Genomic DNA, 26,758 nt, shown 5'->3' on the forward strand with positions numbered 1-26,758 from the left:
AAATTTCGAGGCAAAATTTAGAAAAATATCTAGAAGGATTCACATTCTTCCCAGTCGTTCTGCTCATTGAACCTGTAGCATTTCGTGCCATCAGACATTACAACAGAACAAGTATCGCCGACAACGGTATCCTCTTTTTGGCAATTAGCGATTATTTGAGCCTTATCCGTAAGCGAAAGTGAAGTTTCTTTCCAAGCTCCATTCCCAATATAGGTGTAAGAATACTTGGAGCAACCAAGACCCGCAAAACATGCTTCCTTAGTGCATATGTCACCAACAGCAACACCCGTCGTATCACAGGTTATTCTCCGGTCTCTTAAAGTCCACAGACCCTTTTCGCACCTGTAATAATCTGTATGTCCAACAGAACGGAATCTAGGATTGCTTGCACCCACCCACGCAGAATCCACCTTGCCTTCTTCTTCAGCAGAGCACGTCAATGAGGCATCATCTTCTGCCGAACTACTCGAAAGTTCAGAATCACTATAATATTCATCACGTCCGATTTTCACCCACTGACTGTCAGCGCACTTGTAATATAAGGCGCCTGGCCAACGCATATTATGAAAAACATAAATTTCCTTACGGCCTTCATTTTCGGCATTGCATTTTACTTCTTCCCATCCATTTCCTGCATAGGAATAAAGAGAAATTTCAGCATGGTCCAAAATCGAAAACGTTTCTTCGATACTTGGGCCATAGGCTTCGCCCAAACAAAAATACTCCGTCTTCACGCCGTCAAACGCAGCGATACTAACAGCATCGTGTCCTTCTCTGCATTTTTCATTCATTTTTTCCAACGACGGGCGCTCAATTTCTTGAACAGAACTACTCGAAGCCACATTGCTAGAAGACTCAGGGCTTGAAACAGCCTCGCTGCTAGAAGATACTGGACCTGAGCCAATCTCATTACTAGAAGCCACGCTACTCGAAGATTCTACAGCCGACGATCCAGTCGCTGCGGGAATCGGGTTACTCACGGCATCGTCACCGCACGCCGTAAAAGACAAAACTGAAATAGATGCTAGCATCGCTAGCACTGAAGCATGATTCCTTTTGAACATAAAAATTCCCTATACGTTCCAAAATTTTATCCAAAAATATCAACTTATTTTATCAAAAGACTCTTTATCCAATAAATGTAAGCAAAAAAGAATTTCATTTTTTACTGAGCCTTTTTCTCTGGATAAATAAAGGAGATTCTCACAATAGAATTATCCTTGCATCCAACCACACGGCTTAACCTATATCGACTCGCAGGAATCGTATCCCGAACGCTTTGGGGGTCTTCAGATTTGCTACACACTGTGTTATGGAGTAGTTCGTCAGCAATTTCTTCATCTGTAGTTTCCAAAGTCCAAGTTCCATCTTCCCGGTAGCGATAATAATTCTGAGGCAAGCAATAACTATACTGAAAACCGATATCATAATTATGCTCTAGCTTTTGCGCCAAGAGAACATCCTTATCCCAGCAATCTTCAAGCAAGCCTGCAGCACGATCATTTACAGAAGCTTCTTTAGGCAAATCCAGAACATCGTATTCCTCGTCAGTCAAGCCCTTTTTCCGAGGATCCGTATATTGTTGCGGAATAAGTTTTGTGGGTTTCCATTTACCTTCATCACAATAATAGAACGCACCATCAGATTCTTTAAAACGTTGTCTATAATACGCGTATTCACGAATCGGGCATGCGCCCAATTTAGGGTCAAAATTACTCTCATACCAATAGCCATCCTCAAATAGATAATACTGCTTTTCACCTTGCGATTCAAACGAGCAAGAATCTCCTTCAACAGTTTTACTAGTCGTGCAGTTATAAACAACTTCATCTACGAGTTCCCACACAATACCTTCGTCATGCGCCCCTCCTAAATCAGAATGCACAACATGTAAGCATTGATAGTATGCCGTATATCCATTTGAATATGTAATTTTTCCAGTATCCCATTCATTTTCAGCATTGCATTCTTTGGCGGGAGCCTTCAAGCATTCGCTTTCATTCCAGATTCCGTTTCCCACATATTCATAGCATTTTCCCCAACGATCGCCACAGCAGTAAAAGCCGCCCTCCGAAATATGCACATTACAAAGACTCCCTACAGATACCCCCGCAGTATCGCAAGCGGCAACCGGCTCCGCCTCATACCAATTGCCCTTTTCGCACTTATAATAATTAATCGTAAAGCCATATTTAGCATTACCATTCCATATCGAATCGACAGCGCCCTCATTGTGCGCATCACACTTTGAAAGTTGCGTTAAATTCACGATTCTTGATGCACTCGAAATTTCAGAACGACTCGAAGCCACATCACTAGAAGATATTGGATTTGAAAAGGTTTCGCTACTTGAAGATTCCGTAGCAGACGACTCTATCGCCGACGATCCAGCCGCCACGGGCATCGGATTACTCCCAGCATCGTCGCTGCATGCCGCGAACGGCAAAACCGAAATAGACGCTAGCATTGCTAGCACATAGCCATGATTCCTTTCGAACATAAAAACAACTCCCATTATGTTCCAAAATTTATCAGTAAAATACAAACTCACAACTTCAAAAATCATTTCTACAAAAAATTGTAAGAAAAAAAGAAGCCCTGAATGGCGGCCACCCATCCAGAGCTAAAATTATAAGTCTACGCTGTTAGTTTTCACCGTTTCGCATTTCAGTCTGCTCACGGTCCATGGTGTAGGTCAGGTATTCTCTAAAGTCACGTTCGATCTCCACTTCTGGAGTTTCGTTAACATAACCGGCGAAAATTTCAAAAAGATCCGGATTGTCCGTCCAGCCAAGCACACCGACAGCATTAAACGTCATGGACTTATCGCCCGGAGCACTGGCTATGTATTCAATCTTGGACTTTTCGACCCAGCCTTGTCCACAGCTTCCTTTTACGAGAACTTCCGTGTCAGCATCCCTGACAATCGTAAGAGCGTCGTTAAAGCCTGCCGTACACACGACTTTGCCACCACCTTTTTCTGATGTAACATTGATATCACCCAGCTTAGACTTTACTTGCCTCGCCGCAAAAGAAGACGAGACCAGAACAGACAAAGCAAGGAACATCATCAACTTTGCGGTTTTCATGATTGACCTCCTTTATTTATTAGGGGTGGGACATCCACCCACTTTTCAAATTACAAAGTAAAGTTTACATAGACCAGAAAAACCTTAGTTCAACTTAGAATAGAGACTAATCGTCCCGCTTTGATTCAGCACGCCCAGCAAGTAACGCACGAGTCCATTCTGTAAACTTTCTTTTTCTGTTTATTTAACCCTTATTAAAATATTTTTAAGTCGTTGAACCTCCACGATTTGTTATTATTCCGTCATGCTTTTAAGAAAATCTTGTCTTCTTGCGTCTATGGTTTTAGCACTTACCACAAGTGCATTCGCTCAAAGTTCCGACGATGACGAATGGGTTTCTGTTGATTCACCGAGGCCAGCCTCCGAAACCGACAAATCCGGCTCTTACGACGGATCCAACGACAGCGAATTCGCAAATGACGAAGAATACGCAAGCGCTTACGCCAGATACAAGACACAGACAACGTCTCGCTCCGAAATCAGCAAGCAGCGCAGTGAAGGGTTCTCGCAGTCCGTGTTCCTTGGAGCACGTCTGCAGGGCGGATTTAACACGTTCCTCGGTTCTAAATCCGATGGTTGGGGCGCTGGCTGGAATGCAGGCGCAGGCCTTATCATCAAGATTTCGATGTTCACGAAAAACTTTAGCCTTGTACCGGAACTGACGTTCAACTATCGCCAGTACAATTACGAAAAGGACATGAACGATCTTTACACGAACAAGGCTAAGATCAACATCATGTTGTTTGAACTTCCTATCATGTTCCGCTACACATTTGACCAATATGACTTCTTTGCTGCCGCCGGTTTGCACCTCGGTCTCAAGCTGATGGGTAGCGCCGAATATGGTTCCGAACCGAAGGCTGGTGTCATCGCCGATAAGGAAAACAGTGGTTTGAAATCCACTACCGAAATCGCCACGACGAACATGGAAGTAGGCTTTGCAATCGAAGGCGGTTACATGCTCACGCGTAACGTTCATTTGAACCTCCGCATTGTCCAGAGCATTACGAACCTCTTGAACCAGGGCTTGACGGTCAAGCAGCCGTTTGACAAGGCCACGCTCCTCACGTTCTACACGAACGTCGGTATCGCATTCCTGTTCTAGTCGGTTAGTTATTAGTCATTGGTCATTAGTCAATAGTTTTTAATTGCAAAAAAGGAAGCGCCGAACGCTTCCTTTTGTTTTTGCACAAGACGAGAGTCCGCGCTCCCGTCATGTTGAGCCCACTGGGCGAAACATCCAGTGAAGTATCACGACTGACGGGATGTGCCGCCGAATGGCGAGACGCGCATCGTCTGCTCAGGATGACGAGACGCACAACCTACCTTCTGCGGATTCTCGGGATTTCCTTCTGAATAAGGAGTTTCTCGATCGGGGCAAATTCTTCGTGCGGTTTGATGGCTTCCTTGTAGAGCACGTCGGCGAGCGTCGGGTTGTGCGCGAGGAAAGCAATCAGAATCGCGTTGCGCAAGAAGAATTCATCCATCGCAGCGACTTCGTACTTCTCGTAGAAATTCGCGACATATTCCGCAGCGAGCCTGTAATCCTTGGCACGGGCAGCTTCCATGATGTTGAACTCATCCACGAACGATTCCGGCAGCGCACCTGCATTCACAAGCTTGCGCACCTTAACGTAAACCTTGTTCGTGTCACGAGCTTCCATCGGGATGCCACGCATCCATTCCACATATTCTTCGCGGAACTTTTTCCAATCCGGAGAAGTTTCATCCACCTTGAATTTTGGACGCACGAGGCTATCCACCGCCGTCGCTGAATCAACAGAATTTTCCGATACTGCCGCAGCTTTTGCAGAAGAAACAGCCGCGGAATCCGAGCCCTTTTCAGAATCATCCGCATTGGATTCGAGCATTGCCGAAATACCTTCGAAAACTTTTTTGCGTTTTTTCACTTCTTTGATATACGCCAAGAGCGCACGTTCACGATACTTGTCCGTACCCGCCTTGAGCATGGACTGCACCTTTATCGGGCGGCGCAACGCATAATCCGCCGAGTCCAAATATTCCGGCCAGCAAATTTCGCAGCTGTCGAACACCTGCACAATGCGCGCGTTCGAATGTACAAAGCGAGCCTCTTCCGCCTTGTTGTCGACAATCGGGATAAACGTGCTATTCGGTTCCACTCCATCCAAAAGCGACGTAATCATCTTTGACGTAAAGAGGAAATTCTGTTCGCCAAAGAAATCCGGTTCGCGGTGGATGCGTTTGAATTCCTTCACGAGCGTCGAATCTGTGCTGAAGCGGCCAATGGCGCGCTGCATCACCGGCTCGTCACTTGCGACAATGATAATGTCAGGCTCCTCAGGAGCCTTGTACAAACTCACGTACGGGAACGCCACATCAAGCGCCTTCAAGATGTTGAGGAACAGCAAGTCATTGAATTCATACGTTTGGATCCATTGCACCCAAAGTCCACCCGGTTTCATGTAGCGGCGCATCTTGGTGTAAAATTCATGGCTGAACAAGCTCGCGACACCGCTCACCCACGGATTACTCGGCACGCTAATCATCAAGTCGTACTTGCGGCGATTCGTGAGGAAGAACGTCTGCGCGTCATCAATGAAAATGTGGATGCGCGGGTCATCGTAGCCGCGAGCGTTCCACGGATAAAATCCGCGAGCAAGGTTCATCATTTCTTCTTCGATTTCCACGCAGTCAAAATCGCGCACCAGCGGATCCGAGAGCAAGTAATGCGCACCCATGCCACTGCCAAATCCAACCATGGCGGCATCGTACGGTTTGTCCTTCATTGCCATCGGCATAAATGCGGTCGCCGCCTGCGTAAGCTCATCGCCTTCAATCGGGCGTTCACGATTCTTGCTCATGCTCGCATCGGCCTTGCCGTTCGTCTTCACGTAATAATGCACATCGGATTCATGGAAGCTGATCGTCGCCGTTTTACCGTCACGCACCACAATCTTTTCATCCGGATGCAAATTCTTGTAAGCGCGGAAGGCGCCAGACGTTATCATGTGCGGATCAAAATTCACAAAGAACGAAGGCAAAATCATAATCGCCGTCATCACGTAAAAGAGCACGCTATAGCGGAACTTTTTGCGATAAATGACGAGCAAAATAAAGCCAATCATAAAGTCAAGCACAGCAGCGAGCACAAGCGAGCCCTTGAGCTGCATCAGCGGCAACAGCAAAAGTCCACCGCCAGCAGAACCAAGAATCGATCCTACCGTATTCCAGCCGTAAACCTTTCCAATCGGGGCTTCGCTCTTGAACGCACGCGTCAAAATCAGCGTAATCAGCGGAAGCGTCATACCCGCAAAGAAGCTCGTCGGCACCATCCACAAAATCGAAAGCGCGTACTTGAAAATGCTCCAGCAAACATAGCCGTCATTCGTCGTATTAAAAATCTGGTTTGCGACATTCATGCCCTCCCAGAACGGCTTGTAGAAATACAGCGTGCAAAGCGCAAAGAATCCCATGAAAATCTGCGCCAGTGAAAGCACCACGAGCGAGTCCTTCTTCAACAGCTTTCCGCTCACGGCACTGCCAATGGCAAGCCCTAAAATGAACGCCGAAAGCATTTGGTCAAAGCTGTGGCTCGAAGAACCCATCAACAGCGAAAGCAAACGAATCCAGACGATTTCATAGACAAACGAAGTAAGTCCCGTAATTCCAGCAATCCAGAACCACATGTTCTTCGGAGGCATCGCAAGTTTGTGTTCCGCCACATAATCTTCGTTAAGCGGTTCCGGACGCGCGACATTCTCGCGAACTCCCGCCGCATCCCCGCCAGCAGTCGCCAGCGACCCAGCACCTTCTTCTTCAAGTTCTTCTTCGTACGTCGAAGGCGTCGTATAGCCGATAAAGCAGAACACCGCAGCAAGCAAGAAGTTGATTGAAGCCGCGACGCAAAGCGTGATGTGGTTTCCAAGTTCCGGAATCAAGATGTAGCTTGTGAACAAAATACCAATGGCACTACCGAGGCTGTTCGTAAAGTAAAGCATCGGGAGCGAGACTTCGGCACCGCTCTTGCGCATAAGACCCGCCGCAATGAACGGGAACGTCATGCCCACCGCAATCGCAATCGGGAGCGTCGAACCCGTCGCCAAAACGACCTTCAAAATTTCCGCACCGCGCGAACTCAACCCCGCCACAAAATTCGAATCATAAAAGTAATCCGTGAGCCAAATGTACATCGGGTGGTAAATCAGCCCGCCAATGCCAATTGCAAGTTCCACCGCCGCGTACCCGAGCAGCGGCCTCTTCACGCGCTCCACCAGTTTGCCCGCGACAAAACTGCCAATCGCAAGCCCGCCCATGTAAATGCAAAGCGTGAGCACTTGACCATAGCTCGAATGTCCGAGGAAAAGTTTAAGGTACCTGGCCCACGACCCCTCATAAATGAGACCCGCAAAACCAGAGAGAGCAAAAAGCGCGTAAATAACGATATTCATGAGTGCAAATCTATACTAATTAAGTAGTTATAAATCACCCGCAACGCTTTTTCATTGTAACTTTTTAAAGACTTTTCTTTTAGATAAAAAGCACCCGCAGCCGTCATTGAAATCATTCAACCGATTAATCTACATACCATTTCACTAGGAATATGTAATTTAGGGTATTATGGGTTCATGGCTCGTGACAGCACGCCGAGCATTTTCTATTTTTATGCATAAAAACAAATATACGCATAAATTCGAATTTTAAACACGGAAATCAAAATGACTCTTCGCGAAGCGTTTGAATCAAAGATGATGCTGCTCGATGGCGGCATGGGCTCTGTTATCCAGACTTACGGGATTAAGGGCGCCAACAACGATATGCTCTCCATCGAAAAGCCCGAGATAATTCTCGACATCCAGCGTCGTTACGTGGATGCAGGCGTGGATTGCCTCACCACGAACACGTTCTCGAGCCAGCGCGTGAGCCAACACGAATACCACCAGGAACATCGCATCGCCGAGATGAACCGCGCTTCCGTGAAGATTGCGAAGCAGGCCGCCGAAGAAGGCTTCAAGAAGTATGGCCGCAAAGTCTATATCTTAGGTGACGTCGGCCCGACAAGTAAGATGCTTTCCATGAGTGAAGACGTGAACGACCCGGCAAGCCGCGCCATCACTTTTGACGAACTCGAAGATGCGTACTTGGAACAAATTTCCGTACTCATGGAAGAAGGCGTTGACGCCATCCTCATTGAAACGATTTTCGATACGCTGAATGCAAAGGCCGCCCTCAGCGCTTACAGCAAGGCTAACGACGCCCGCATTGAAGCCGCCAAGGCTGCAGGCACTCCCGAAGCCGAAATCAAGCCAATCGAAGTTATGCTTTCGATGACTGTGAGCGACGCCTCCGGCCGTACGCTTTCGGGCCAGACCGTCGAAGCATTTGCCGTGAGCGTGATGCACATGCACCCGCTTTCCATCGGCTTAAACTGCGGTCTCGGTGCAGACGGCATGGTGCCTTACCTCCGCCGCATGGGCGCTATTGCTCCGTGCTACCTCAGCTGCCATCCGAACGCAGGTCTTCCGAACCAGTTCGGCGGTTACGACGACACGCCCGAAGATATGGTGCGCTTGATGCGTGTTTATCTGGACGACAAGCTCGTAAACATGATTGGCGGTTGCTGCGGTACGACTCCAGAACACATTGCTGCAATGCGCCAGATGCTTGATGCGCTCCCGGCCGATTACAAGCGCCGTGAACCCGCACCCAAGTACGTCACCAGCCCGCGCCTCCGCCTTGCGGGGCTCGAACCGTTGTTCAGAGAACAGGTTCGCCCGAGCAACGGCGCCGACAGCTGCAATGCCGATGATTTCGTGAAGGTCGGCGAACGTTGCAACGTCGCGGGCTCCAAGAAGTTCCTGCGTCTCATCAACGAGAAGAATTACGAAGAAGCGCTCGACATCGCCCGTAAGCAGGTCGATGACGGCGCCGACGTCATTGACGTCAACATGGACGATGGCCTCCTTGACGCCACCGCTGAAATGCGCACATTCTTGAACTTGATTGCATCTGACCCTGCCGTGAGCCGCGTGCCTATCATGGTCGACAGTTCCCGCTTTGAAGTTATCGAAGAAGGCCTCAAGTGCATTCAAGGCAAGAGCATCGTGAACTCCATTTCCCTCAAGATGGGCGAAAAGGCGTTTATCGAACACGCACTCACCGTGAAGCGCCTCGGTGCCGCCGTGATTGTGATGCTCTTCGACGAAGAAGGTCAGGCCACGAACTACGAGCGCCGCGTACAAATTGCGTCCCGCGCTTACGATATCATGGTGAAGCAACTTCACTTTGATCCGTCCGATATCATTTACGACCCGAACGTTTTGACAGTCGCAACCGGCATGGCAGAACACAATGCCTATGCCATAGACTTTATCCGAGCCGTCCGCTGGATTATGGACAACCTCCCCGGTGTCCGCATCTCGGGCGGTCTTTCGAACCTCTCGTTCGCATTCCGTGGCAACAACTACTTGCGCGAAGCCATGCACACCACGTTCTTGCATTACGCCATCCCGAACGGCATGGGCATGGCGATTATGAACCCGAGCGCGATTATCAAGTACAAGACAATTCCGCTTGAACTCCGCATGGCGATTACCGAAGTCATCTTCAACACGGAACCGGAAGCAAGCGAAGAACTCATTGAAATTGCAAGCCGCATGACGGCCGCCCAAGCCAAGGCAAAGGAAACTGGCGCCAAGTACGACCCGAAGGCCATTTTCGCCGTAAGCACAGGCGCAGGTTCCGCAACGAGCGACGCAAACGAAAAAGCCGCCGACGCCAAGCCCACCACGCCCGAAGAGCGTCTGCAAGAAGCGCTCCTTAAAGGAACTTCTACAACATTGCAGCCCGACTTGATGGAACTCATCAACCGTGGCGATAGCCCGGTCGGCATTATTTCAGGTCCGCTGATGGACGGCATGAACGAAGTCGGCCGTCGTTTCGGTGAGGGCAAGATGTTCCTCCCGCAAGTCGTGAAAACCGCACGCACCATGAAAAAGGCCGTAGAAATTTTGCAGCCTTACATCGAAGCAGGCAAAGATGCAAACGCATCGAGCCGCGGTAAAATCGTCATCGCCACAGTCAAGGGCGACGTGCACGACATCGGCAAGAACATCGTTTCCGTGATTATGGCTTGTAACGGCTACGACATGGTAGACCTCGGCGTGATGGTTCCCGAAGATGTGATTGTCAAGGCCGCGATTGAAAACAAAGCAGATATCTTGAGCCTTTCCGGTCTCATTACACCGTCTCTCGAAGAAATGTGTACGGTCGCAAAGGCCATGCAAGCCGCCGGTCAGCGCATCCCGATCATCGTCGGTGGTGCCACCACCTCGCCCACGCATACCGCCGTGAAAATCGCCCCGTGCTATGACGGTCCTGTTTTCCACGTGCGCGACGCCGCTAGCAATCCGGGCCTCGCCCAGAAATTGCTTGACCCCGCCACTCGCGAACAAACAATTCAAGAAAACCGTGAAGAGCAGCAGCGCATCCGCGACAAGCAAAACGGCATCAAAACGGAAGCAGCAAATGCCATGGCCGCAGCCGCCTCCACGCCAGAAGAACGCCGTTTCCAATACGACTGGAGCAAATACCAGCCGGTACAGCCGCCGTTCATGGGCGAAAGCAAGCTCCCGCCGATTCCTATCGAAAAGATTATCCCGCTCATCAGCTGGGAATACTTCTTCTTCACTTGGAAAATCAAGCCAGACGAAGAAGAAGCGAAAAAGCTCAAGGCCGATGCCGAAGCGCTTATCAAATCGCTCACAAAGCCCGAATATGCACTCCGCGCCGTTCAGGCATTCTACCCTGCTGCCGGTACTGAAAAGTCCGTTATCTTTAACACGGGCCGCACAGGCACGGACGCAGACCTCATCGAAGTCTTGACCGCACGCCAGCAAAATCCCGAAGGCACTTGCCTTTCCCTCTGCGACTACGTCGCTCCGGCAAACGCCAATACCGCAAGCGTTTTCGCCTCCCCCGCAGGCAAGGACGTTTTCCGCGACATCGTCGGTGCATTTGCAGTGACCATGAGCGACACGTTCGTCAAGCGCTTGGAAAAGCTCAAAGCAGAACAGGGCGGCAGCGATTACGACGTTCTCCTCATGCAGACTGTCGCCGACCGCCTCGCCGAAGCAGGTGCTGAATACTTGAGCCAGGAACTCGACCGCACAAGCGGCTGGAAGGGCATCCGCCCGGCCGTCGGCTACCCCGTGCTCCCGAATATCAAGGAAATCTTCAACGTCGCAAAACTCATCGACTTCAAGAGCGTAGGCATCAGCCTCACCGAAAACGGCGCCATGTACCCGCAAGCCTCCGTAAGCGGCCTCTACATTAGCCACCCCGAAATTGATTACTTCCAGGTAAAGTTGTAATGCAAATCAGAACCGCAATCACTTTTGGTTGATGTTCGATGGAGACAAGTTAATCTCGTTCGTTGAATTCGGATTTGTAAATGAAGGTGTCAGCAATTCCGTCCACGGCGGAGTCGTCTGGTACCAAATGCGTTTAACTTTCTAAGATCGAAGCTCTAAGTTCTGCCAACTAAAATCTTGTAATTAAGCTTTACTTTCCGCCTTCCACGGCGTAAGCCCAACGACATTATCGACCGGGAGCGCAAATGCAATCCCCTGCCCCATCGTATTGAGGCCCGCTTTTTCGTATAGAGAATGGAGCACCGCATCCTTCACATTCAGCGGCACAAGAATCATCACGACTTCTTTTTCAGGCTGGATAGCGATATGGAAAAACGCTTCTGCTTCCTTATTTGCTGTACCACGGGCGTTCAAGACCGTGCCACCACGAGCTCCCGCCTCTTTAGCGGCTTCCATCACAGTATCGGAGAATCCGTTATTCACAATGCAGATAATTAATTCATGTGTATTCGGTTTCATAATTACCCTCTCCCTACCTGAGATCGGTTGTCGCTCAAAAAGTTAAATACCGACTTGCCAATAACGCTTGACATCGGAATCGTATAGGCAATGCCCTTGCCGTTCACAATCGTCCTGAATTTTTCTTCCAGGCATTCCAAGACGGCAGGCACATGGTCTTCACCAATGATGCTGATAATCACTGCGCGTTCAGAGTCCGCAAGCCCAAGTGCCGCCATGATTTCGCGCGGAGCCGTTCCGTGGCCGTAAAACACGAACTGCATATTCGCACCAAACGACTGGATGTAATCCATGTAAAAGTCCGCCTTTGAACGGTTCACCGTCGTCACCAGAATCTTGAGGCGATTCATCGAGACTTTCGAATGAACCTTTTGAGGCATCGCCCGTTTCAAAACATTCTTTACTGTTTCAACCATCGCATGCCTCTACACAAAGTCAATAATCTGTTCGTCATCGGCATCCTGCAAGCGACGCATCATAATCCTGTTGCGCCAAAGCCTTGCCACAATTGCCTTGAAACCAAGCACCTGGATCGTAATGAGCGGAGTCATTGCGACCATTGCCACAATGCCAAAAGCATAATTCAAAATTGAATCACCGCCGTCGTGAATCACGGAGCACGCGCCAATTGCCAAAGGCAGAATAAAGCTCGATGTCAAAGGACCACTCGCCACGCCACCGGAATCAAATGCAATCGCCGTATAAAGTTTCGGCACAAAGAACGAAAGCCCAAGCGAAATAAAGTAACCCGGCAAGAGGTAATAAATAATCGGGAACCCGATAATAATGCGAAGCATCGAAAGTCCAATCGAAATACCCACGCCCACCGAGAGCGCAATCAGCATTGAGCGCTTAGTCACAAGGCTACCGGTCACTTCTTCGACCTGCTTATTGAGCACGTGCACCGCCGGTTCTGCAAGCACCACCACCATGCCAATGATAAAGCCTGCCGCCACAAGCGCATGCGGGCGTTTCGCAAGTTCACACCCGATTTCAAAACCGATTGGCAAGAACCCAACCGTCACCGCCGTCAAGAAAATCACAAGTCCAAAGAACGTGTAAAGAATCCCGACGCCCACTTGCACAAGCTTCACCATCGGGAGCTTGAGTACCGTCCATTGCAGCGCACAGAAAAACACGACAATCAGCCCAAGCGCCACAAGCACTTCACGGGCAATCACCATCACCGTAGGCAAAAAGTGTTCACCAAGGCTCGCGTCCACCGAGTACGCCGCCGTCGAAAGTTCATACGTCAGGTCGCCCTTCGAAAATACCACCAAACCCATCAGCGCCAAAATAGGGCCTACCGAGCAAAGCGCAATCAAGCCAAAGCTGTTTTCCGAAGCATGCTTACCGCCAATCGCACCCGCAACACCCACGCCAAGCGCCATGATGAACGGCACCGTAATCGGCCCCGTCGTCACGCCACCCGAATCAAACGCGAGCGGCACAAACGCATTCCGCCCGACGGACACCATAAGCATCCCGAGCATAAACAGCACCATGTAAAAGAAAATGATAATCAGCGAAAGGTCTTTCTTAAATACAATCTTCAAAATTGCAAGGAGCAAAAAAATCCCGACACCCACGCCAATCGTCGAAATCAAAAGAATCGGCCGTACCGCATTTTTCACCTGTTCTGCAAGCACGGACAAGTCCGGTTCCGCAACCGTAATGAGAACCCCCATCACAAAGCACACCGAAACGAGCAAGAGGAGCCGCCGCGACTTAGTCAAACCCGACCCCACATACGCCCCCATCGGGGTCATTGCAAGGTCTGCTCCCAAGTTAAAAAGTCCAATACCGATAATCAAAAAAATCGCGCTAACCGTAAAAACAATCTGCTCTTTCAGCGAAAAAGTCACAAGCGGGGTATGCGAAACCACCAGCACAATAAGCGTAATGGGCAAAACAGAGGCAAAAGCCTCTTTCAATTTTTCAAAAAGAATTTTTTGCATCGCTATATAATATAATTAAATAAAAAAATTAACTACCCATGCAACCACCCGTAAACCCCATGCATCAAAAATAACGAAATGGACGAAAAAGTCATTATAAAAAAGATTCAACAAGGAAGTCGTGAAGCCCTTGGCATGCTGTGGAAGTCCCATAGCACGAACGTTCTGAACCTCGCGTTCAGAATGCTCAAGAATCGCGACGAGGCTGAAGACGTCTTGATGGACATTTTCGTCTCAGTTCCAGGGAAAATCCAAAAGTTCCGCGGCGATAGCGCCCTCAACACCTGGCTATACCGCCTCACCGTCAACGAGTGTTTGATGAGGCTCAGGTCCAAGAAGCGCCATGCCGAGCTCGAAGAAGAACATATCGATCTCGTGACGGACTCCGCTCTCGGGAGCAAGCACGAAGAACAAAAGGATTACGACCCGGAACTCTTAGAAATTGGACTGTCAAAGCTCTCCGCCGAAACGCGAAGCATGCTCTGGCTCAAGGACGCCGAAGATCTTGGCATCAAGGACTTATCCGAGATCTACAACATGCCCGAAGGCACTATCAAGGCAAGGCTTAGCCGAGCAAGAACAGTCGTCAAGAACTTTTTACAGGAGAACCTGAACTATGCATGATAAAATCGATTTTTCAAGACTCGAAAGAATCGAACCCAGGAAAGGCTCCTGGGAAACCGTCTGCGCTAGACTCGATTCTTCGAACCAAAAGAAGTTCATCAAGTTTATCCAAGCGAGATCGCTGTACGCCCTCGCCGCAAGCCTGATTGTTGTCTCGTTCCTCACCGTCTTTACGGTGTACAACTACCTGGATTCCGAAGACATCCTCATGACAAACGTCGCCTCCGACGAACTCGTCTCGTGGTACGGAAATCTCGGTGAAACAAGCGATGACGAACTTGAAAATTTGGACACATACAAATCCATCAGCTATTTATTACAGGAGACTAAATAATGAACGCATCCACCAAGACATTCTTCGCAAGCATCATCATTCTCGCTTGCTCTCTCGGATTTGCCATTGGCGCCTTCTGCTTTGCAGACCGCGGCTTCGGCGCTTCTTGCTGCTCCAAGCAGTCCACATGCACGCCTACGCATAAGCAGTGCGCCTGCGGTTGTGAAAATCACGACTGCGCCAAGAACGACTGTTCTTGCAACTGCTGCAAGCGCGGCGGCATGCATCACGGCAAACACCATGGCGAATTCCATGGCGAACGCTTCCACGGCAAGGACTTCCGCGATGGCCACCCTGAAGGTCCGCGCGAACACTTCAAGGAAGGTAAACCGTTCGACAAGAAGTTTGACTTCAAGAAAGGCCCGGGTCCTGAATTCATGGATTCCATTCTCCAGGTCACACACGAACAAAAGGCCGCATTCGAATCGCTCCGCTTGAAGACGGATTCCACGTTCAAGGAACTCCGCAAACAAAAGAAGGATGCTGAAAAGGCTCTGCACGAAGCACTCGACAGCAATGACGAAAAGCAAATTGCTGCAGCCAAGGCAAGCATTCTCAAAGCTCAGGAAGCATTGCTCGACCACAGAATTAACGGAGTAAAGAACTTCAACAAGATCCTCACCAAGGAACAGCTCGAAAAGTTCAAGAGCTTCCACAAGGATCACCGCAATCATCCCTAGAATTTTATTTTCATGATTCCTTGAAAAATAAGTCTCCGGTCATCCGACCGGAGGCTTTCTGTTTTTAAGCATCATCAAAGCCCGATTCGTCCCACATCCGCTCGGCGCGCGATTCATCCAGATGTTGTTCCGCAGTCTCGGCGATTTTTTCATTGTGGCCGCGCAACGCCGCAAACGGGCTGAAAATTTTTGCACGATTCGCCACAGACATTCTCGGGTGCTTCATCAAGAAATTCCAGTCATTCCGCGGATACGGCAAGTCAATGATATCTTTGTAGTTGTCAATCATGCTTTGTGTCCTCCGATTTGCTGGTTGCGCTCACGCGTAGTCGCGCCCTCCTGCATATCCATCCCCTTGAAAATGGCGTTCTTGCCAAAGCGCTTCTTGATGGCAATCTGCGCCTGCATCATCTTCTTTTCGCGTTCAATCTTTTTCACATCCGTGAAGAGGTCATAGCTTTCTTGCGTTGCTTCCAAGACGTTATTCGCCGTGAGGTTCAAGCGCTTCACCGTAAGCAACGGATTCATGATGCGGTCCGCAAGTTTCATCACAGCTTCCGCAATTGTCGATGCCGATGAAGTGTAATTCATGAGCGGGGCAGTCCCATGCGCAGGCTTCGGGATTTCGCGCCCGTAATTATCAATAACCGTTTCTCCGTGATATATTCCCTTGTCCACATTTTCGCGATCATAGCCCACATGGAGCGTAAGACCGTTTGTGACCAAGCCTTTCTCGACAAGATCAAGCGCAAGCGTATCCACCATTTCGCGGATGACGATTTTCGCCTTGGCGCAGTCATACGCACAACTTAAGACCTGCCCGCCGCCAATACTATGCGTCTTGGATTTGTACTGTTTGATTTCGGCAATGCCGCACGGCTCATAGCCCCACGCATGGTCAATCAGGATTTCGGCATTCACGCCAAACATCTTGTAAAGCGCATCAGGATGCTTGACACTAGCACGCGCAAGGTCACCCATCGTAAAAATACCACGACCATTATTCAAATAACAATGCGCGAGGCGCTCTGCAATACCGCGCCCCAGCTGCCAAAAACTCGTAATCGGCCGATGTCCCCAAAGTTCCTTGCGATACGTCATCTCGTCAAGTTCTGCAATGCGCACGCCATCCGCATCAGGAGCCACATGCTTTGCCATCACGTCCATCGCAATTTTGCAAAGGTAAAGGTTTGTCCCGATGCCCGCTGTAGCCGTGATGCCTGTCGTTTCAAGCACATCGCGAATCATTTCTTTAGCAAGTTCCCGCGCCGACTTTTTGTACATCGAAAGGTAATGCGTCAAGTCGATAAAGCATTCGTCAATGGAATAAACATGGATATCGTCTGCGCTCACGTATTTCAGATAAACGTTAAAAACGCGGGTGGAATATTCTACGTACTTTGCCATTTGCGGAGGCGCCACAATGTACTCCACATCCTTGCCCGTTTGGCGCTTGACTTCGCGCACCTTCTGAATGACCTCGAACAGTCGCGCACGTCCGGGAATTCCGTAGGCTTTAAGGCTCGGGCTCACCGCAAGACAAATCGTCTTTTCGGTACGGCTCGCATCCGCCACCACAAGATTCGTCGAAAGCGGATCAAGTCCGCGGAGCACGCACTCCACAGACGCAAAAAACGACTTCAAGTCGATAGCAACATAAGTACGTGTTTCGCGCGGCAATCTCATACGTCAAATATAGAAATTACTGCACAAAAAGTCACTCTACCGATATTTCAATTCCGGATTGGCCATGTAATAGGCATTCTTGTCGGCGTACATGCACTCGTCAGCATGACGCATGGCAGCACGTATATCCATTTCGCCATAACTCAAGCCTATTGAGAAACGGACATCATCCGTAATCTTTGACAAGTAATGGACTTGGTCTATACGGCGTTGCGCTTCGCTCTCATCAATTTCGGACACGAGCACCATGAACTCGTCACCACCTGCACGGAATACTTCCCCATCATGGAAAATACTTTGCAGAATCGAGGCCGCCTTGCGCAACATCTTGTCGCCCGCCACATGCCCCTGTTCATCGTTCACGCGCTTGAGACCGTTCAGGTCTGCAAAAAGCACAGCCTTCGGCATCGGCACCTGACCTTCAACAATCTGGTCCACGTAATTATTCATCACGTTTCTGTTCTTGATTCCCGTCAAGGAATCAATCGTGCTCATTACTTCTAGCTTGTTCAAAAGCTTATAGCTTGCAATTTCAGAAGCGATAAAGAACGTCGTGAGTTCAAGAGTTTCCTTAATCTTTATCACATCGTCGATGTTGAAATTGAGCGCCCACATGTAGCCGAGCAATTTACCGCCATGTCGCAGCGGGAAGAGCACCACAGACTTAACACCCGCGTAATCCAGCGAGGCGCTCCAGACAGGATTTTGTTCACGCAACTTGTCCATGTCACGTTCATCTTTCAGAATGATGCAAGTACTACCTGCCAGCGTACCCGGCCAGGTTTCCGTAATCGTGTAAAAGCCCTCTATATAACGGGCCATCGGATAAAGGCTAGACCCGCGACGGAGAGATTCTGCAAAAATCGAACAAGTGCATTTTTCATCATCCGTCAACAGAATACAGCAATGGTCGGAGCCACAAATTTGGCGAATATCTTCAACAACGTCCTGGAACGCATGCTTGATATCGCCCGAGCCGCGAAGCTTGATGCAAGCCTTCAGCACATCCGCAGCGGTATCCGCAGAAAGGTCTGCCATCGCCGAGGAGTCCGCCTTGGGAGTCACGTCGTAACAGTAAATGCAGTAGCCGATATTTTCCTGGTCCGAATCCAGCGGAAGCAGGAACATGTTAAGCCAAAGGCCCATCATATAAAGGTCTACATAGGCATGGAGCGGCTTGCCTTCATGCACGCAGCAGTAACAATGTTCTTCGAAATTCGGATTCTTGGGGAAGCACGCCTCATAAGGGCAGCCAGGTTCAAACGGATGATTGAGCGAAGCCATGTCATCACAGTGGGCCTTGTTGCCCGCAACCACACGGATATTTCCGTATGTTCCATCCGGGAAAAATTCAACAGATACAATGCAGGCTTTGGCCTTATAGTGAGACAGTAACTCGTCAAAATTCATAGCGATCCCCTTTTTTACACACTTGTTAATATAGTACAATTATCCATTCATGATATATTCGGCATTTTCAAGGATATATAAATCCTTTGTCTTCATATCTTCGGGGAGGCGGTCAAACGGGATGATATCATGACGTGTAAACGTCCGTTCATCGGTAGGACCCGAGCGGTAGCCCATCAAAAGCATGGACATCATCCAGCGGCGATGTTCGGCTTCGCGGAGCAGGATATCGTCATCCGAGATTTCAAAACAACGTTTACGAAGCGGGAGCGCGTTTGCGCAGTAAATGGCGGAAGTCTTGTCGGCTTCGCTCAAGCGGTACCACATTTTTTCTTCGGCATCGCGGGTATCGGGATTTAAGTGTCGTTCGCGCACATAGTTTGCACGTTGGCCACGTTCCACGCGCTTGGACTGCACGAATTCCTTCATTTCATCAATGTCACCCATGATTCGCACATAGCCGTACATTCCACTTTCATTGATATGCCTGATAATGTCGTCGTTCGCTTCGCGCCAGTAGACGGCAATGTCTGCGTTATCGTAGACGGCACGCGGCAAATGCACAAGCGTCGAAATCGCCCTGGAGGCATCTTCCTTACAGATGCACACGACAAGGCGTTCCTTGGGACTTGCGGCTACGGCAGCAATAAAGTTACGAGCCAGGTCCGCTTCGCAGTAGGCATCGACAAAATTCCATTCCACATCGAGGTAGTCACCACGCATCGTTTCCGGATCGTGCGTAACCTTGTTTCCATTGGCATCAACGTAGGTGTACTTCGAGAGTCTAAAGAGTCCCATGCGGGAGACCACCAGGCGGTCCACCCATTTTTCGCAGTCCTCATCGACAAACGTAATGCAAGTCTTCAAGCCCGTGCGGCTGTAATTCGGATAGTGGCAGATATTCGCAACGGCAAACGCAACTGCCTGCGCAATCGGTCCCGTGCCAATCAGCACGACATGCAGGCGCTCATTTTCCGCTTCACGGATAGTCGGCAAAAAGTCCGTCCCCACAAGCAGCTGTTCCGACATGAATTCGTATTCGTTAAAGATATCGACGAGCAAATGCCCTTTGTTCTGTTCAGGCGCCTTCAGGTACCACAAGATTTCAGAAGACGAAGGGTCGCTCAACAGCAAATGGCAGTGGATATCGCGCGGGGCCTTTTCGCACAAGTTACGCAGCACCTCAATGCAGTGCAAGTTACGGGAATCGCGTTCCGGACCATCTTCGCCAATCACGAGAATCTGGTCTGCTAAAAGAGCACCCGCAAAAAGCAAATCAGCATCGCTTTCGTAATCCTTTTTGTAATGGATAAAGTGGCCGTCGATATCATGGAGGCTCACGACAACAATCGGGCGTTTGTCACCCTTGAGCGCGCGCAAAATACTTTTGAGCTGATGGCCTGCACCAAGCACAAGCACATGACCACGGACATCGACGTGCTTTTTGCCCTCTCGCATGGATTCGGACGTGTTCTTGAAAACGTTGATCATCACGCTGATGAACAGCACGGCAAAGACGACGTAGCCAGACAAGAAACCTTTCCAGCCAAGCGTCTTTTCGCCAAGCACCCAAGAACCAAGCAGAACGCCGATGACAAAGATAACCAGGGAAAGGCCAAGTAAAATCAAGAGTTTCTTGGCGATGCCATTCGACCAGGCGCCTTTAATAAGTCCGTTATAATTCATGAAACGCTCCCGATAAATCCAGCTATATTATAGCTAATTTTCAGGATTTATGGCGCAAGGAATTTCTTACGGTAATATGCACCCCGAACTTTGCGGCCATCATTGACAATACGACCCAAGGCGTTATACGTTTTCTTCAAATTGACCATACGGGGGTTGCCGCCAATCGTTTTGGAGCGTGCAATATCGACCGGACCAACATCAATTATAGTGGTATCCTTATAGCCGCGACCATAGTAAATAAACGGCTTTTCTGTACGGTAAGTCCATTCTTCACCATCAACAATCAGTTTTCCAAGCGTGCTGTTAGAATTGGCAGTCCCCACGCTATAAGGGCTATCGTCTGCATGTTCAGCATCCACATCAACGTACACCATCACAACATCCGGTGTAATAATAATGTTACCACCATGGCTATAGATTCCGGCCCCAAGTCCCGAAGAATACCTACCGCCCGTGGATTTCACCGTTCCACCAGTGATGATGATATCGCCAAAAGTTTTGTACTCGCTAGCAACGAAGCCCGCGCCTCCAATACCCGGAGCATCACGGCCACCGACAGCTGTAACAGCACCGCCTGATATCACCACAGAATCTTCACTGCAGATTCCCGGGACCTCATAAGTTCCTGTTGCAGTCACGTCACCACCGCTAATCAAGACAGCGCCTCTGCCACCGCCAATCGCAGCCCCAGCATTCGTTCCTGCCTCAGAGACAACAGACCCGCCGCTAATTTCAACAGTAGCACACATTGTCCCAAATCCATTATAATCCGAAACCTTGCTACATCCAATCCCGGCACTAGCATAACCGCCCTTTGCCGTAATATTTCCGCCACCAATCTTGATAACGTTGTTCACACTGTACAAGCCGCCACCAATAGCAGGAGCATTTTCTCCGCCTTCGGCAATAACAGTTCCCCCCGTAATTGTAATGGCACTATTTTCGCCACTACCACTGCTATAGCCACCGCCAATGCCAGCTGCGCCTCCATTTCCTATTGCAGTAACAAAGCCGCCCTTAATTGTGATGCTGCCATTTTGGCCGTCATTGCTACCACCAATCCCAGCCGAGCTGTGTTTACCCGTAGCCTTAATGGTTCCGTCAAGGATTACGACATTACCACTTTTAGAAGATTGACCCACACCGCCGATACCCGCACCCCATCCACCTGCAGACGTTTCCAGAGAACCCTTACCATCAATCGTGAGCGTACTGCCCTGAGGCACATAAATACCGGCACTCGTCCAGCAATGTCCCTTTGCAATATTATCACCATCCAAAATAATCGTGCAATTTCCTTTGCATGTAAGGCCAGACCAGCTGGGTTTATCCCAGTCACACTTGTACACACCTTCATCAACACTATCGATGACTGCATTCTTGATTTTTATCGTCGCATCAGCTTCAATTGAGACCTTGTAAGAGTCCGCAAGCTTACCCGTAAGGATATCACCTTTTCTCGCAACATAGTCGCTTGTCAGCAAAGATAATTTGACAACATTTCCTGCGCTCACCGTAAACTTAAAAGACTGCGAGCCCTTATAGTCGCCAACGCCTTTAACCGTAAAGACGTAATCGCCAGCAGAAGTTATAGCATTCGCCCCGACTTCATTTTGATCTTTCGTAACAACAACTTTGTAATCCGTTCCTTCCTTCAGCTTTTTTCCGTCTAACGATGTCACAGAATAAGCCACCGGAACAGGATTTTTTTCATCAAGGAAATAATACGGCCTGACATCGTCAATGGTAGCCCATGCAAGGTCGGCCAGTTCTTTCCATTGAGCGTAAAGAGTCACCGTATCACCGACATTGCGCGCATGGCAATTGACTTCGGCACGGTCGCCATAAGAAACGCCTTTGCCATCGGCAGATGTATTCCACCCGACAAACATCCAGCCATTAAGAACAAACGTATTTTTTGCAAGTATTGCGGTCGCGCGATAAATAGCCTTCTGGTTATCCATCGTTCCCGTTGCGTCGTCATGATTCTTGTTGAACTTGATCGCCCAAAAATTTCCTGGAACAAAAGTAAAGACACTGTCGGGCGCTTTTTCTATTTCAACGCCATCAATAGTCACCTTGCCGTGAATGCCGATGTCGCCCAGACCAATTCCACTCACAGCACCTACGCCTTTTTCAGCAACAACTTTTGTCACTCCAGACGTAATCGTGACATCGCCACACTTTCCATGGTGAGAGCATCCAATAGCGGCGGCTTCACCACCACCTTTAGCAGTCACCTCGCCACCGCTAATGACAATATTGCCACATACACTACCGACGTGACCACCACCGATACCCGCCGACGAAGACCCGCCAACAGCTGTAATCACGCCACCACGAATTTCAATATCGCCACAATCCGAATAATAGTAACCGGAACCAATGCCCGCAGCAAAGTCGTCGGAGCGGACGTCAAGGGAACCAGGGCCATCAATAACAAGCGTGTGGCCTTCCGGGATATGAATACCGGGAGAACTCTGATTTGACTTAACAAAATTAGAGTCTTCAAGGAAAATCGTACAGGAACCTTCACAAATTATTCCTGCACCACCTTCATACCCTTCCCTGACAACAACCGCATTTTTGAGCACCACTTCGGCACCATCAGCAATCGACAGCATATAGGCACTACTCAACGTATCCGTAAGGGTGTCACCGGACTGCGCTACGTAGTCCTCTTCTAGCTGCGCAAGATTTATCGGTTCAGCCAAAGCTGCCGATGAAGCAAACAACGCCATCCATAAAAGCGCATAACGTTTAAACGGAACCTGGGCTTTGAATTTTGGCAACATCGGCATACTTTTCACTCCTTCTCAACGAGCTATGAATTATAGACTTTGTGCAAATTATAGCAAAGCCCATCATTTCAATGGCCGTTTTTCACACCCGCCCCGCTCAAGAAGCTACGGCCACCATTGTGCGTAACTTCAATATGTGTTCTGAGTTCACTTTTGACCACATCCACGTGCGTAATGACACCCAGGAGCTTGCCTTTTTCCTGCTGCATTTTCTGAAGCACGACGACCGTTTCCTGGAGCATCTTAGTATCAAGCGTACCAAAACCTTCATCGAGGAACATGGAGTCAATGCTCACATTGCGGCTTGCGAGCGTCGAAATTCCAAGCGCCAAGGAGAGGCTCACGAGGAACCCTTCGCCACCAGAAATGTTGTCAATCGGGCGCACGGCATCGCTATTGTCATGGTCCACAAGCTGGATATTGAGCGTATTTTCCTCAGTCACCATCTCGTAACGCGGGAACATGTCGTGCAAGTAGCCGTTTGCAATTTTCAGCAAATTGCGAAGCGTAATCGTCTGGATGAACTTGACAAACACATCGCCATTACCAGTTTCAAGCCTGTTGCCGTTAAACCAGCGCTGCATCTGTTCCCAGTCGCTACGCTTGGACTTGAGTTCCACAAGTTTTTCTTGCATATCGCTGAACTTTTGACGGTTCAACGCATCAGTTTTCTTCTGCTCTGTCCAAGTCGCAAGATTCACGGTGCATTCGTTCAGTTTGGACTTTGCCGTATCGCGGTTCTGCTTTGCCACATCTTCGGTTTCTTCAAAGTTGCGCTTTTGCTGGTGTTCCGCAAGCTGATCGTTGAAATTCTTGACCGACGTCTGTGCCGTCGTCAAGTTATCATCCACAAGCTTTTGCTTTTGCAGGAGCGCTTTGCGATCCGATTCCGGGAGCTTTGATGCCAGGAATTCCTGCTCGTCTGCAAAAGATTTCAATGTAAGATTTTCAAGGAAGAGCTTCTGAAGTTCAGCAAGTTTCGGTTCCGCATCGGCAATATGGCCATTCAAATCCGCAATAGACTTGTCAAGCGCAATTTTCGCTTCACGCATTTGCTGTTCTAGGCGGCGGGCGCTATCGGCTTCACGTTCTGCGGTTTCACGACTTGTTCTCGCCTTGTTGCGTTCTTCTTCGACAGACTTTTCGCCAAAGAGTTCCTTGCGGCGGTTTTCAAGAGTCGCGAGATTTCCGCGAGATTCCTCAATCTTACGTTTTGCCTCATCAAGTCTTGACTGCGTGAGTCCAAGATTTTCGTTCAGCTGCGACACGTTTGAACGGAACGTTTCCAGTTCGCCCTGGAGCTTGACCTGCTTTTCTTGAGCCTTGTTCCACAAGCCATTCTTCTTTTCCAATTCGGCAAGAAGCGCATCCAAATCTTCCATGCGGATATTCGAGAACCACGGTTCAAGCTTGCTTTCCAATTCCTTAGAAAGCTCCTGCATCTTATCCTGCGCCTTTTTAAGCGATTCCTCTATGCGGCTCAAAGTCCCCACAAGCTCTGCACGTTGGATTGCGGCATTATTTACATTGTTCTGCAAGCCATCGGCACTTTCTTTTTTCTGCAAATACGTCGTCTTGAGCGACTGCAAATTTTGCAAAATACCACGGACGCTCTCAAACGTTGCCTTTTCAAAATTCGCCGAGTTTTTCCACGGTTCAAGTTTTGAATTCAAAAGTTCAAGCGACGATGTTTCGGCATCCGCTTCTTCTTTCGCCTTCTGGGAACTTTCGCGAATCAGCTCTTCAAAGTTCTGCTGCTGCGTTGCAAAGCCATCCAAAGCACGCTGGACTTTTTCCATTTCACCATTGATCTTACGCAACTTGGCGGCAAAATCATTGAGGCGATCTGCACCATTTTCAACCTTCGCAGAATCTTCGCAGGAGAGGTGTTCACGTGAGCCACAGACCGGACAAGGTTCGCCCGGCTTCAAGGTATGGCGCAGCTCCGCGACAACGACAGGAATGTCCTCCTGGATAATGGACTCCTTCTCGTTCTGCAATGTCGTCAAATTCGCAAGAGCCTTTTCGCGTTCCGAAATAACACCGTCCAACGACTTCTGCCTAGACGAAATTTCACCCTGCAAGCGTACCGATTCCTTGTGATGGCGATCTACATCGTTGGCATAGCCATTCATTTCGGGCAACAAATTCACGAGTTCTGCATCAATCTGATGCTCATTCAAATAATCCCGCAATGCACCCAATTCCTGCTTTTGCTGTTCGCAAGCTTCATCAAATTTCTGCAGAGCCTTTTTCTGATCATCAAGCTGCTGAGATTCTTTTGAAACAGAAGTCCATTCCTGCGTTCTTTCCGAAGCAAGAGCTTTCAAAAGCGGCAACAAACCATCTATCTTTTCATCATTGCCGTTTTCTGCAATGTACGTTTCAACCTTTTTCAAAGCGGTTTCATTTTCAGAAATCCGATTGTCGAACTCCTTGATTTTCGTCTGGGTTGAGCTAATCTCCGTTGCAATTTTTGCGGCATCATCATCCAAGCCCTTCAACTGCGTATGCGAATTTCGAATATCGCCATCAAGCGCCGAAACCTGTTCCCACAGTGTTTCACCGGCCGAGTATTCGGCCTTGCGCTTTTCCAAGGCTTCCTGCTTTACGCTATTGTCATTTGTAGCGCGTTCAAGATTTGATTCCGCTTCCGGCAATTTGCCCTTGCTCTTTTCAAGCTGATCCTTCATGCGTCCAAGATTATCACGAACGGAATTGTATTCCGCATACGACGATTCTACTTCCTGCGCACGGACAGCGCGTTCCAGCTTTTCGCGATCCGGCTCAAAATCGGCCTTTGCGCGCTCAGCTTTTTCAAGCCCTTCTTTCGCCGTATTCAAATGCGACTCAATGTTATGCAGGGTCTCAAACCACGTGCAAATATAGAGCAAACGTTCCACATTTTCGTTCAGCGCCTTTTTCTGCGCAGTAGCTTCTTCAATTTTCGCATTCAGCTCAGCAAGCTCTTCTTCGCTCAGCATTGTGACATCGCCAAGCCTATTTTCAATATCTTGGACAGCCCTGTTTGCGCAGGCATACAAGTCATGGACCGCGACTGCAATTTTTCGGTAGATGCCGTCGCCTGTCAGCTTTTCAAGAATCGCAGCACGTTCATTTTCACTACACTTCAAGAACCTGTTGAACTCGCCCTGCGCAAGCATCATGGACTTGGTGAACTGTCCAAAGTCAAGCCCAATCACGCGGGTCATCGTCGCTTCAATTTCCGTCTGGTTTGACGACGAAACATCCACGTTCTGCGTTGTTTCGTTCTTAAGCACCCAAGCATACTTCTGAAGCTTTTTCGTTTTTGCAGAGCGACGTTGACTCCAGCAAGATGAATACACTACGCCCTTGCATTCAAAAGTCACCTTTGCGTAGCAGCTCAAGGTATCATAAGTCATCACCTCATTGGAATCACCCTTAATGGCACCCAAACGAGGAGTCTTGCCGTAAAGGCCAAGACAAATCGCATCAAGGATCGACGTTTTTCCGGAACCCGTAGGGCCAGCAATGCAGAACATGCCGTTATTCGCAAAATCCGGTGATTCAAAGTCAATCGTCCATTCACCGGCGAGAGAGTTGATATTGCAAAATTCAATCTTCTTAATCTTCAT

At 49.1% G+C, this 26,758-nt stretch carries 18 protein-coding genes and 1 pseudogene; 6 read left to right on the forward strand and 13 right to left on the reverse strand.

The features are described 5' to 3' along the window. Positions 1-29: 29 nt before the first annotated feature. From FSU_RS07690 to FSU_RS07700, 3 genes are all read right to left on the reverse strand, one after another. Positions 30-1,064: a hypothetical protein gene (locus FSU_RS07690; protein ID WP_015731934.1), complete on the reverse strand. Its 1,035-nt coding sequence runs from the start codon at positions 1,062-1,064 to the stop codon at positions 30-32. A gap of 101 nt (positions 1,065-1,165) precedes the next feature. Then, positions 1,166-2,500: a hypothetical protein gene (locus FSU_RS07695; protein ID WP_015731935.1), complete on the reverse strand. Its 1,335-nt coding sequence runs from the start codon at positions 2,498-2,500 to the stop codon at positions 1,166-1,168. A gap of 145 nt (positions 2,501-2,645) precedes the next feature. Beyond that, positions 2,646-3,089: a hypothetical protein gene (locus FSU_RS07700; protein WP_014545888.1), complete on the reverse strand. Its 444-nt coding sequence runs from the start codon at positions 3,087-3,089 to the stop codon at positions 2,646-2,648. Positions 3,090-3,366: 277 nt separating this feature from the next. Here FSU_RS07700 and FSU_RS07705 point away from each other — a divergent pair, with 277 nt between their 5' ends. Next, a complete protein-coding gene (locus tag FSU_RS07705) occupies positions 3,367-4,194 on the forward strand; it encodes an outer membrane beta-barrel protein (protein WP_015731936.1) in 828 nt (275 codons plus the stop codon). A gap of 217 nt (positions 4,195-4,411) precedes the next feature. On the opposite strand, the gene FSU_RS07710 is transcribed toward FSU_RS07705, so the two are convergent. Then, a complete protein-coding gene (locus FSU_RS07710; protein WP_014545889.1) occupies positions 4,412-7,519 on the reverse strand; it encodes a spermine/spermidine synthase domain-containing protein in 3,108 nt (1,035 codons plus the stop codon). Positions 7,520-7,786: 267 nt separating this feature from the next. On the opposite strand from FSU_RS07710, the gene metH reads away from it, so the two are divergent. Together metH and FSU_RS16755 are read left to right on the forward strand one after the other, a co-directional pair. After that, positions 7,787-11,440 (forward strand): methionine synthase, encoded by a 3,654-nt coding sequence (gene metH, locus FSU_RS07715; RefSeq protein ID WP_014545890.1) that lies wholly within the window; start codon positions 7,787-7,789, stop codon positions 11,438-11,440. A gap of 58 nt (positions 11,441-11,498) precedes the next feature. Continuing rightward, a pseudogene (locus tag FSU_RS16755) lies at positions 11,499-11,585 on the forward strand (GNAT family N-acetyltransferase); the annotation flags it as partial. A gap of 38 nt (positions 11,586-11,623) precedes the next feature. Here FSU_RS16755 and FSU_RS07720 read toward each other — a convergent pair. The 3 genes from FSU_RS07720 to FSU_RS07730 are packed head-to-tail and all read right to left on the reverse strand — an operon-like array spanning position 11,624 to position 13,917. After that, positions 11,624-11,959: a P-II family nitrogen regulator gene (locus FSU_RS07720; RefSeq protein WP_014545891.1), complete on the reverse strand. Its 336-nt coding sequence runs from the start codon at positions 11,957-11,959 to the stop codon at positions 11,624-11,626. Positions 11,960-11,961: 2 nt separating this feature from the next. Beyond that, a complete protein-coding gene (locus FSU_RS07725) occupies positions 11,962-12,375 on the reverse strand; it encodes a hypothetical protein (RefSeq protein ID WP_041260092.1) in 414 nt (137 codons plus the stop codon). Between the two features lie 9 nt (positions 12,376-12,384). Continuing rightward, a complete protein-coding gene (locus tag FSU_RS07730; RefSeq protein ID WP_014545892.1) occupies positions 12,385-13,917 on the reverse strand; it encodes a DUF1538 domain-containing protein in 1,533 nt (510 codons plus the stop codon). 78 nt (positions 13,918-13,995) lie between these two features. Between FSU_RS07730 and FSU_RS07735 the strand changes: the two genes are divergently transcribed. The 3 genes from FSU_RS07735 to FSU_RS07745 are packed head-to-tail and all read left to right on the forward strand — an operon-like array spanning position 13,996 to position 15,555. Then, positions 13,996-14,541, forward strand: coding sequence for an RNA polymerase sigma factor (locus tag FSU_RS07735; protein WP_014545893.1), 546 nt, complete (start codon positions 13,996-13,998; stop codon positions 14,539-14,541). Further along, positions 14,534-14,875, forward strand: coding sequence for a hypothetical protein (locus FSU_RS07740; protein WP_014545894.1), 342 nt, complete (start codon positions 14,534-14,536; stop codon positions 14,873-14,875). The genes FSU_RS07735 and FSU_RS07740 overlap by 8 nt, the downstream gene beginning before the upstream one ends. Continuing rightward, positions 14,875-15,555, forward strand: coding sequence for a Spy/CpxP family protein refolding chaperone (locus FSU_RS07745; protein WP_014545895.1), 681 nt, complete (start codon positions 14,875-14,877; stop codon positions 15,553-15,555). The genes FSU_RS07740 and FSU_RS07745 overlap by 1 nt, the downstream gene beginning before the upstream one ends. A 64-nt stretch (positions 15,556-15,619) precedes the next feature. On the opposite strand, the gene FSU_RS07750 is transcribed toward FSU_RS07745, so the two are convergent. The 6 genes from FSU_RS07750 to FSU_RS07775 form a co-directional block, all read right to left on the reverse strand. After that, positions 15,620-15,844 (reverse strand): hypothetical protein, encoded by a 225-nt coding sequence (locus FSU_RS07750; protein WP_014545896.1) that lies wholly within the window; start codon positions 15,842-15,844, stop codon positions 15,620-15,622. Beyond that, entirely contained in the window at positions 15,841-17,241 is a 1,401-nt protein-coding gene (locus tag FSU_RS07755; RefSeq protein WP_014545897.1) for a Y-family DNA polymerase, read from the reverse strand. The genes FSU_RS07750 and FSU_RS07755 overlap by 4 nt, the downstream gene beginning before the upstream one ends. 36 nt (positions 17,242-17,277) lie before the next feature. Next, entirely contained in the window at positions 17,278-18,651 is a 1,374-nt protein-coding gene (locus tag FSU_RS07760; protein ID WP_014545898.1) for a diguanylate cyclase domain-containing protein, read from the reverse strand. A gap of 39 nt (positions 18,652-18,690) precedes the next feature. Then, positions 18,691-20,337 (reverse strand): potassium channel family protein, encoded by a 1,647-nt coding sequence (locus tag FSU_RS07765; protein WP_014545899.1) that lies wholly within the window; start codon positions 20,335-20,337, stop codon positions 18,691-18,693. Positions 20,338-20,384: 47 nt separating this feature from the next. Next, a complete protein-coding gene (locus FSU_RS07770) occupies positions 20,385-23,141 on the reverse strand; it encodes an InlB B-repeat-containing protein (RefSeq protein ID WP_014545900.1) in 2,757 nt (918 codons plus the stop codon). 68 nt (positions 23,142-23,209) lie between these two features. Continuing rightward, positions 23,210-26,758, reverse strand: coding sequence for an AAA family ATPase (locus tag FSU_RS07775; protein WP_014545901.1), 3,549 nt, complete (start codon positions 26,756-26,758; stop codon positions 23,210-23,212).

Origin of the sequence: Fibrobacter succinogenes subsp. succinogenes S85, from assembly GCF_000146505.1 — a bacterium.
Lineage (GTDB): Bacteria > Fibrobacterota > Fibrobacteria > Fibrobacterales > Fibrobacteraceae > Fibrobacter > Fibrobacter succinogenes.

Excerpts from the sequence above, each read along its gene's own strand:
- FSU_RS07690 (WP_015731934.1), bottom strand. The coding sequence starts at position 1,064 with ATGTTCAAAAGGAATCATGCTTCAGTGCTAGCGATGCTAGCATCTATT.
- FSU_RS07695 (WP_015731935.1), bottom strand. The coding sequence starts at position 2,500 with ATGTTCGAAAGGAATCATGGCTATGTGCTAGCAATGCTAGCGTCTATT.
- FSU_RS07700 (WP_014545888.1), bottom strand. The coding sequence starts at position 3,089 with ATGAAAACCGCAAAGTTGATGATGTTCCTTGCTTTGTCTGTTCTGGTC.
- FSU_RS07705 (WP_015731936.1), top strand. The coding sequence starts at position 3,367 with ATGGTTTTAGCACTTACCACAAGTGCATTCGCTCAAAGTTCCGACGAT.
- FSU_RS07710 (WP_014545889.1), bottom strand. The coding sequence starts at position 7,519 with ATGAATATCGTTATTTACGCGCTTTTTGCTCTCTCTGGTTTTGCGGGT.
- metH (WP_014545890.1), top strand. The coding sequence starts at position 7,787 with ATGACTCTTCGCGAAGCGTTTGAATCAAAGATGATGCTGCTCGATGGC.
- FSU_RS07720 (WP_014545891.1), bottom strand. The coding sequence starts at position 11,959 with ATGAAACCGAATACACATGAATTAATTATCTGCATTGTGAATAACGGA.
- FSU_RS07725 (WP_041260092.1), bottom strand. The coding sequence starts at position 12,375 with ATGGTTGAAACAGTAAAGAATGTTTTGAAACGGGCGATGCCTCAAAAG.
- FSU_RS07730 (WP_014545892.1), bottom strand. The coding sequence starts at position 13,917 with ATGCAAAAAATTCTTTTTGAAAAATTGAAAGAGGCTTTTGCCTCTGTT.
- FSU_RS07735 (WP_014545893.1), top strand. The coding sequence starts at position 13,996 with ATGGACGAAAAAGTCATTATAAAAAAGATTCAACAAGGAAGTCGTGAA.
- FSU_RS07740 (WP_014545894.1), top strand. The coding sequence starts at position 14,534 with ATGCATGATAAAATCGATTTTTCAAGACTCGAAAGAATCGAACCCAGG.
- FSU_RS07745 (WP_014545895.1), top strand. The coding sequence starts at position 14,875 with ATGAACGCATCCACCAAGACATTCTTCGCAAGCATCATCATTCTCGCT.
- FSU_RS07750 (WP_014545896.1), bottom strand. The coding sequence starts at position 15,844 with ATGATTGACAACTACAAAGATATCATTGACTTGCCGTATCCGCGGAAT.
- FSU_RS07755 (WP_014545897.1), bottom strand. The coding sequence starts at position 17,241 with ATGAGATTGCCGCGCGAAACACGTACTTATGTTGCTATCGACTTGAAG.
- FSU_RS07760 (WP_014545898.1), bottom strand. The coding sequence starts at position 18,651 with ATGAATTTTGACGAGTTACTGTCTCACTATAAGGCCAAAGCCTGCATT.
- FSU_RS07765 (WP_014545899.1), bottom strand. The coding sequence starts at position 20,337 with ATGAATTATAACGGACTTATTAAAGGCGCCTGGTCGAATGGCATCGCC.
- FSU_RS07770 (WP_014545900.1), bottom strand. The coding sequence starts at position 23,141 with ATGCCGATGTTGCCAAAATTCAAAGCCCAGGTTCCGTTTAAACGTTAT.
- FSU_RS07775 (WP_014545901.1), bottom strand. The coding sequence starts at position 26,758 with ATGAAGATTAAGAAGATTGAATTTTGCAATATCAACTCTCTCGCCGGT.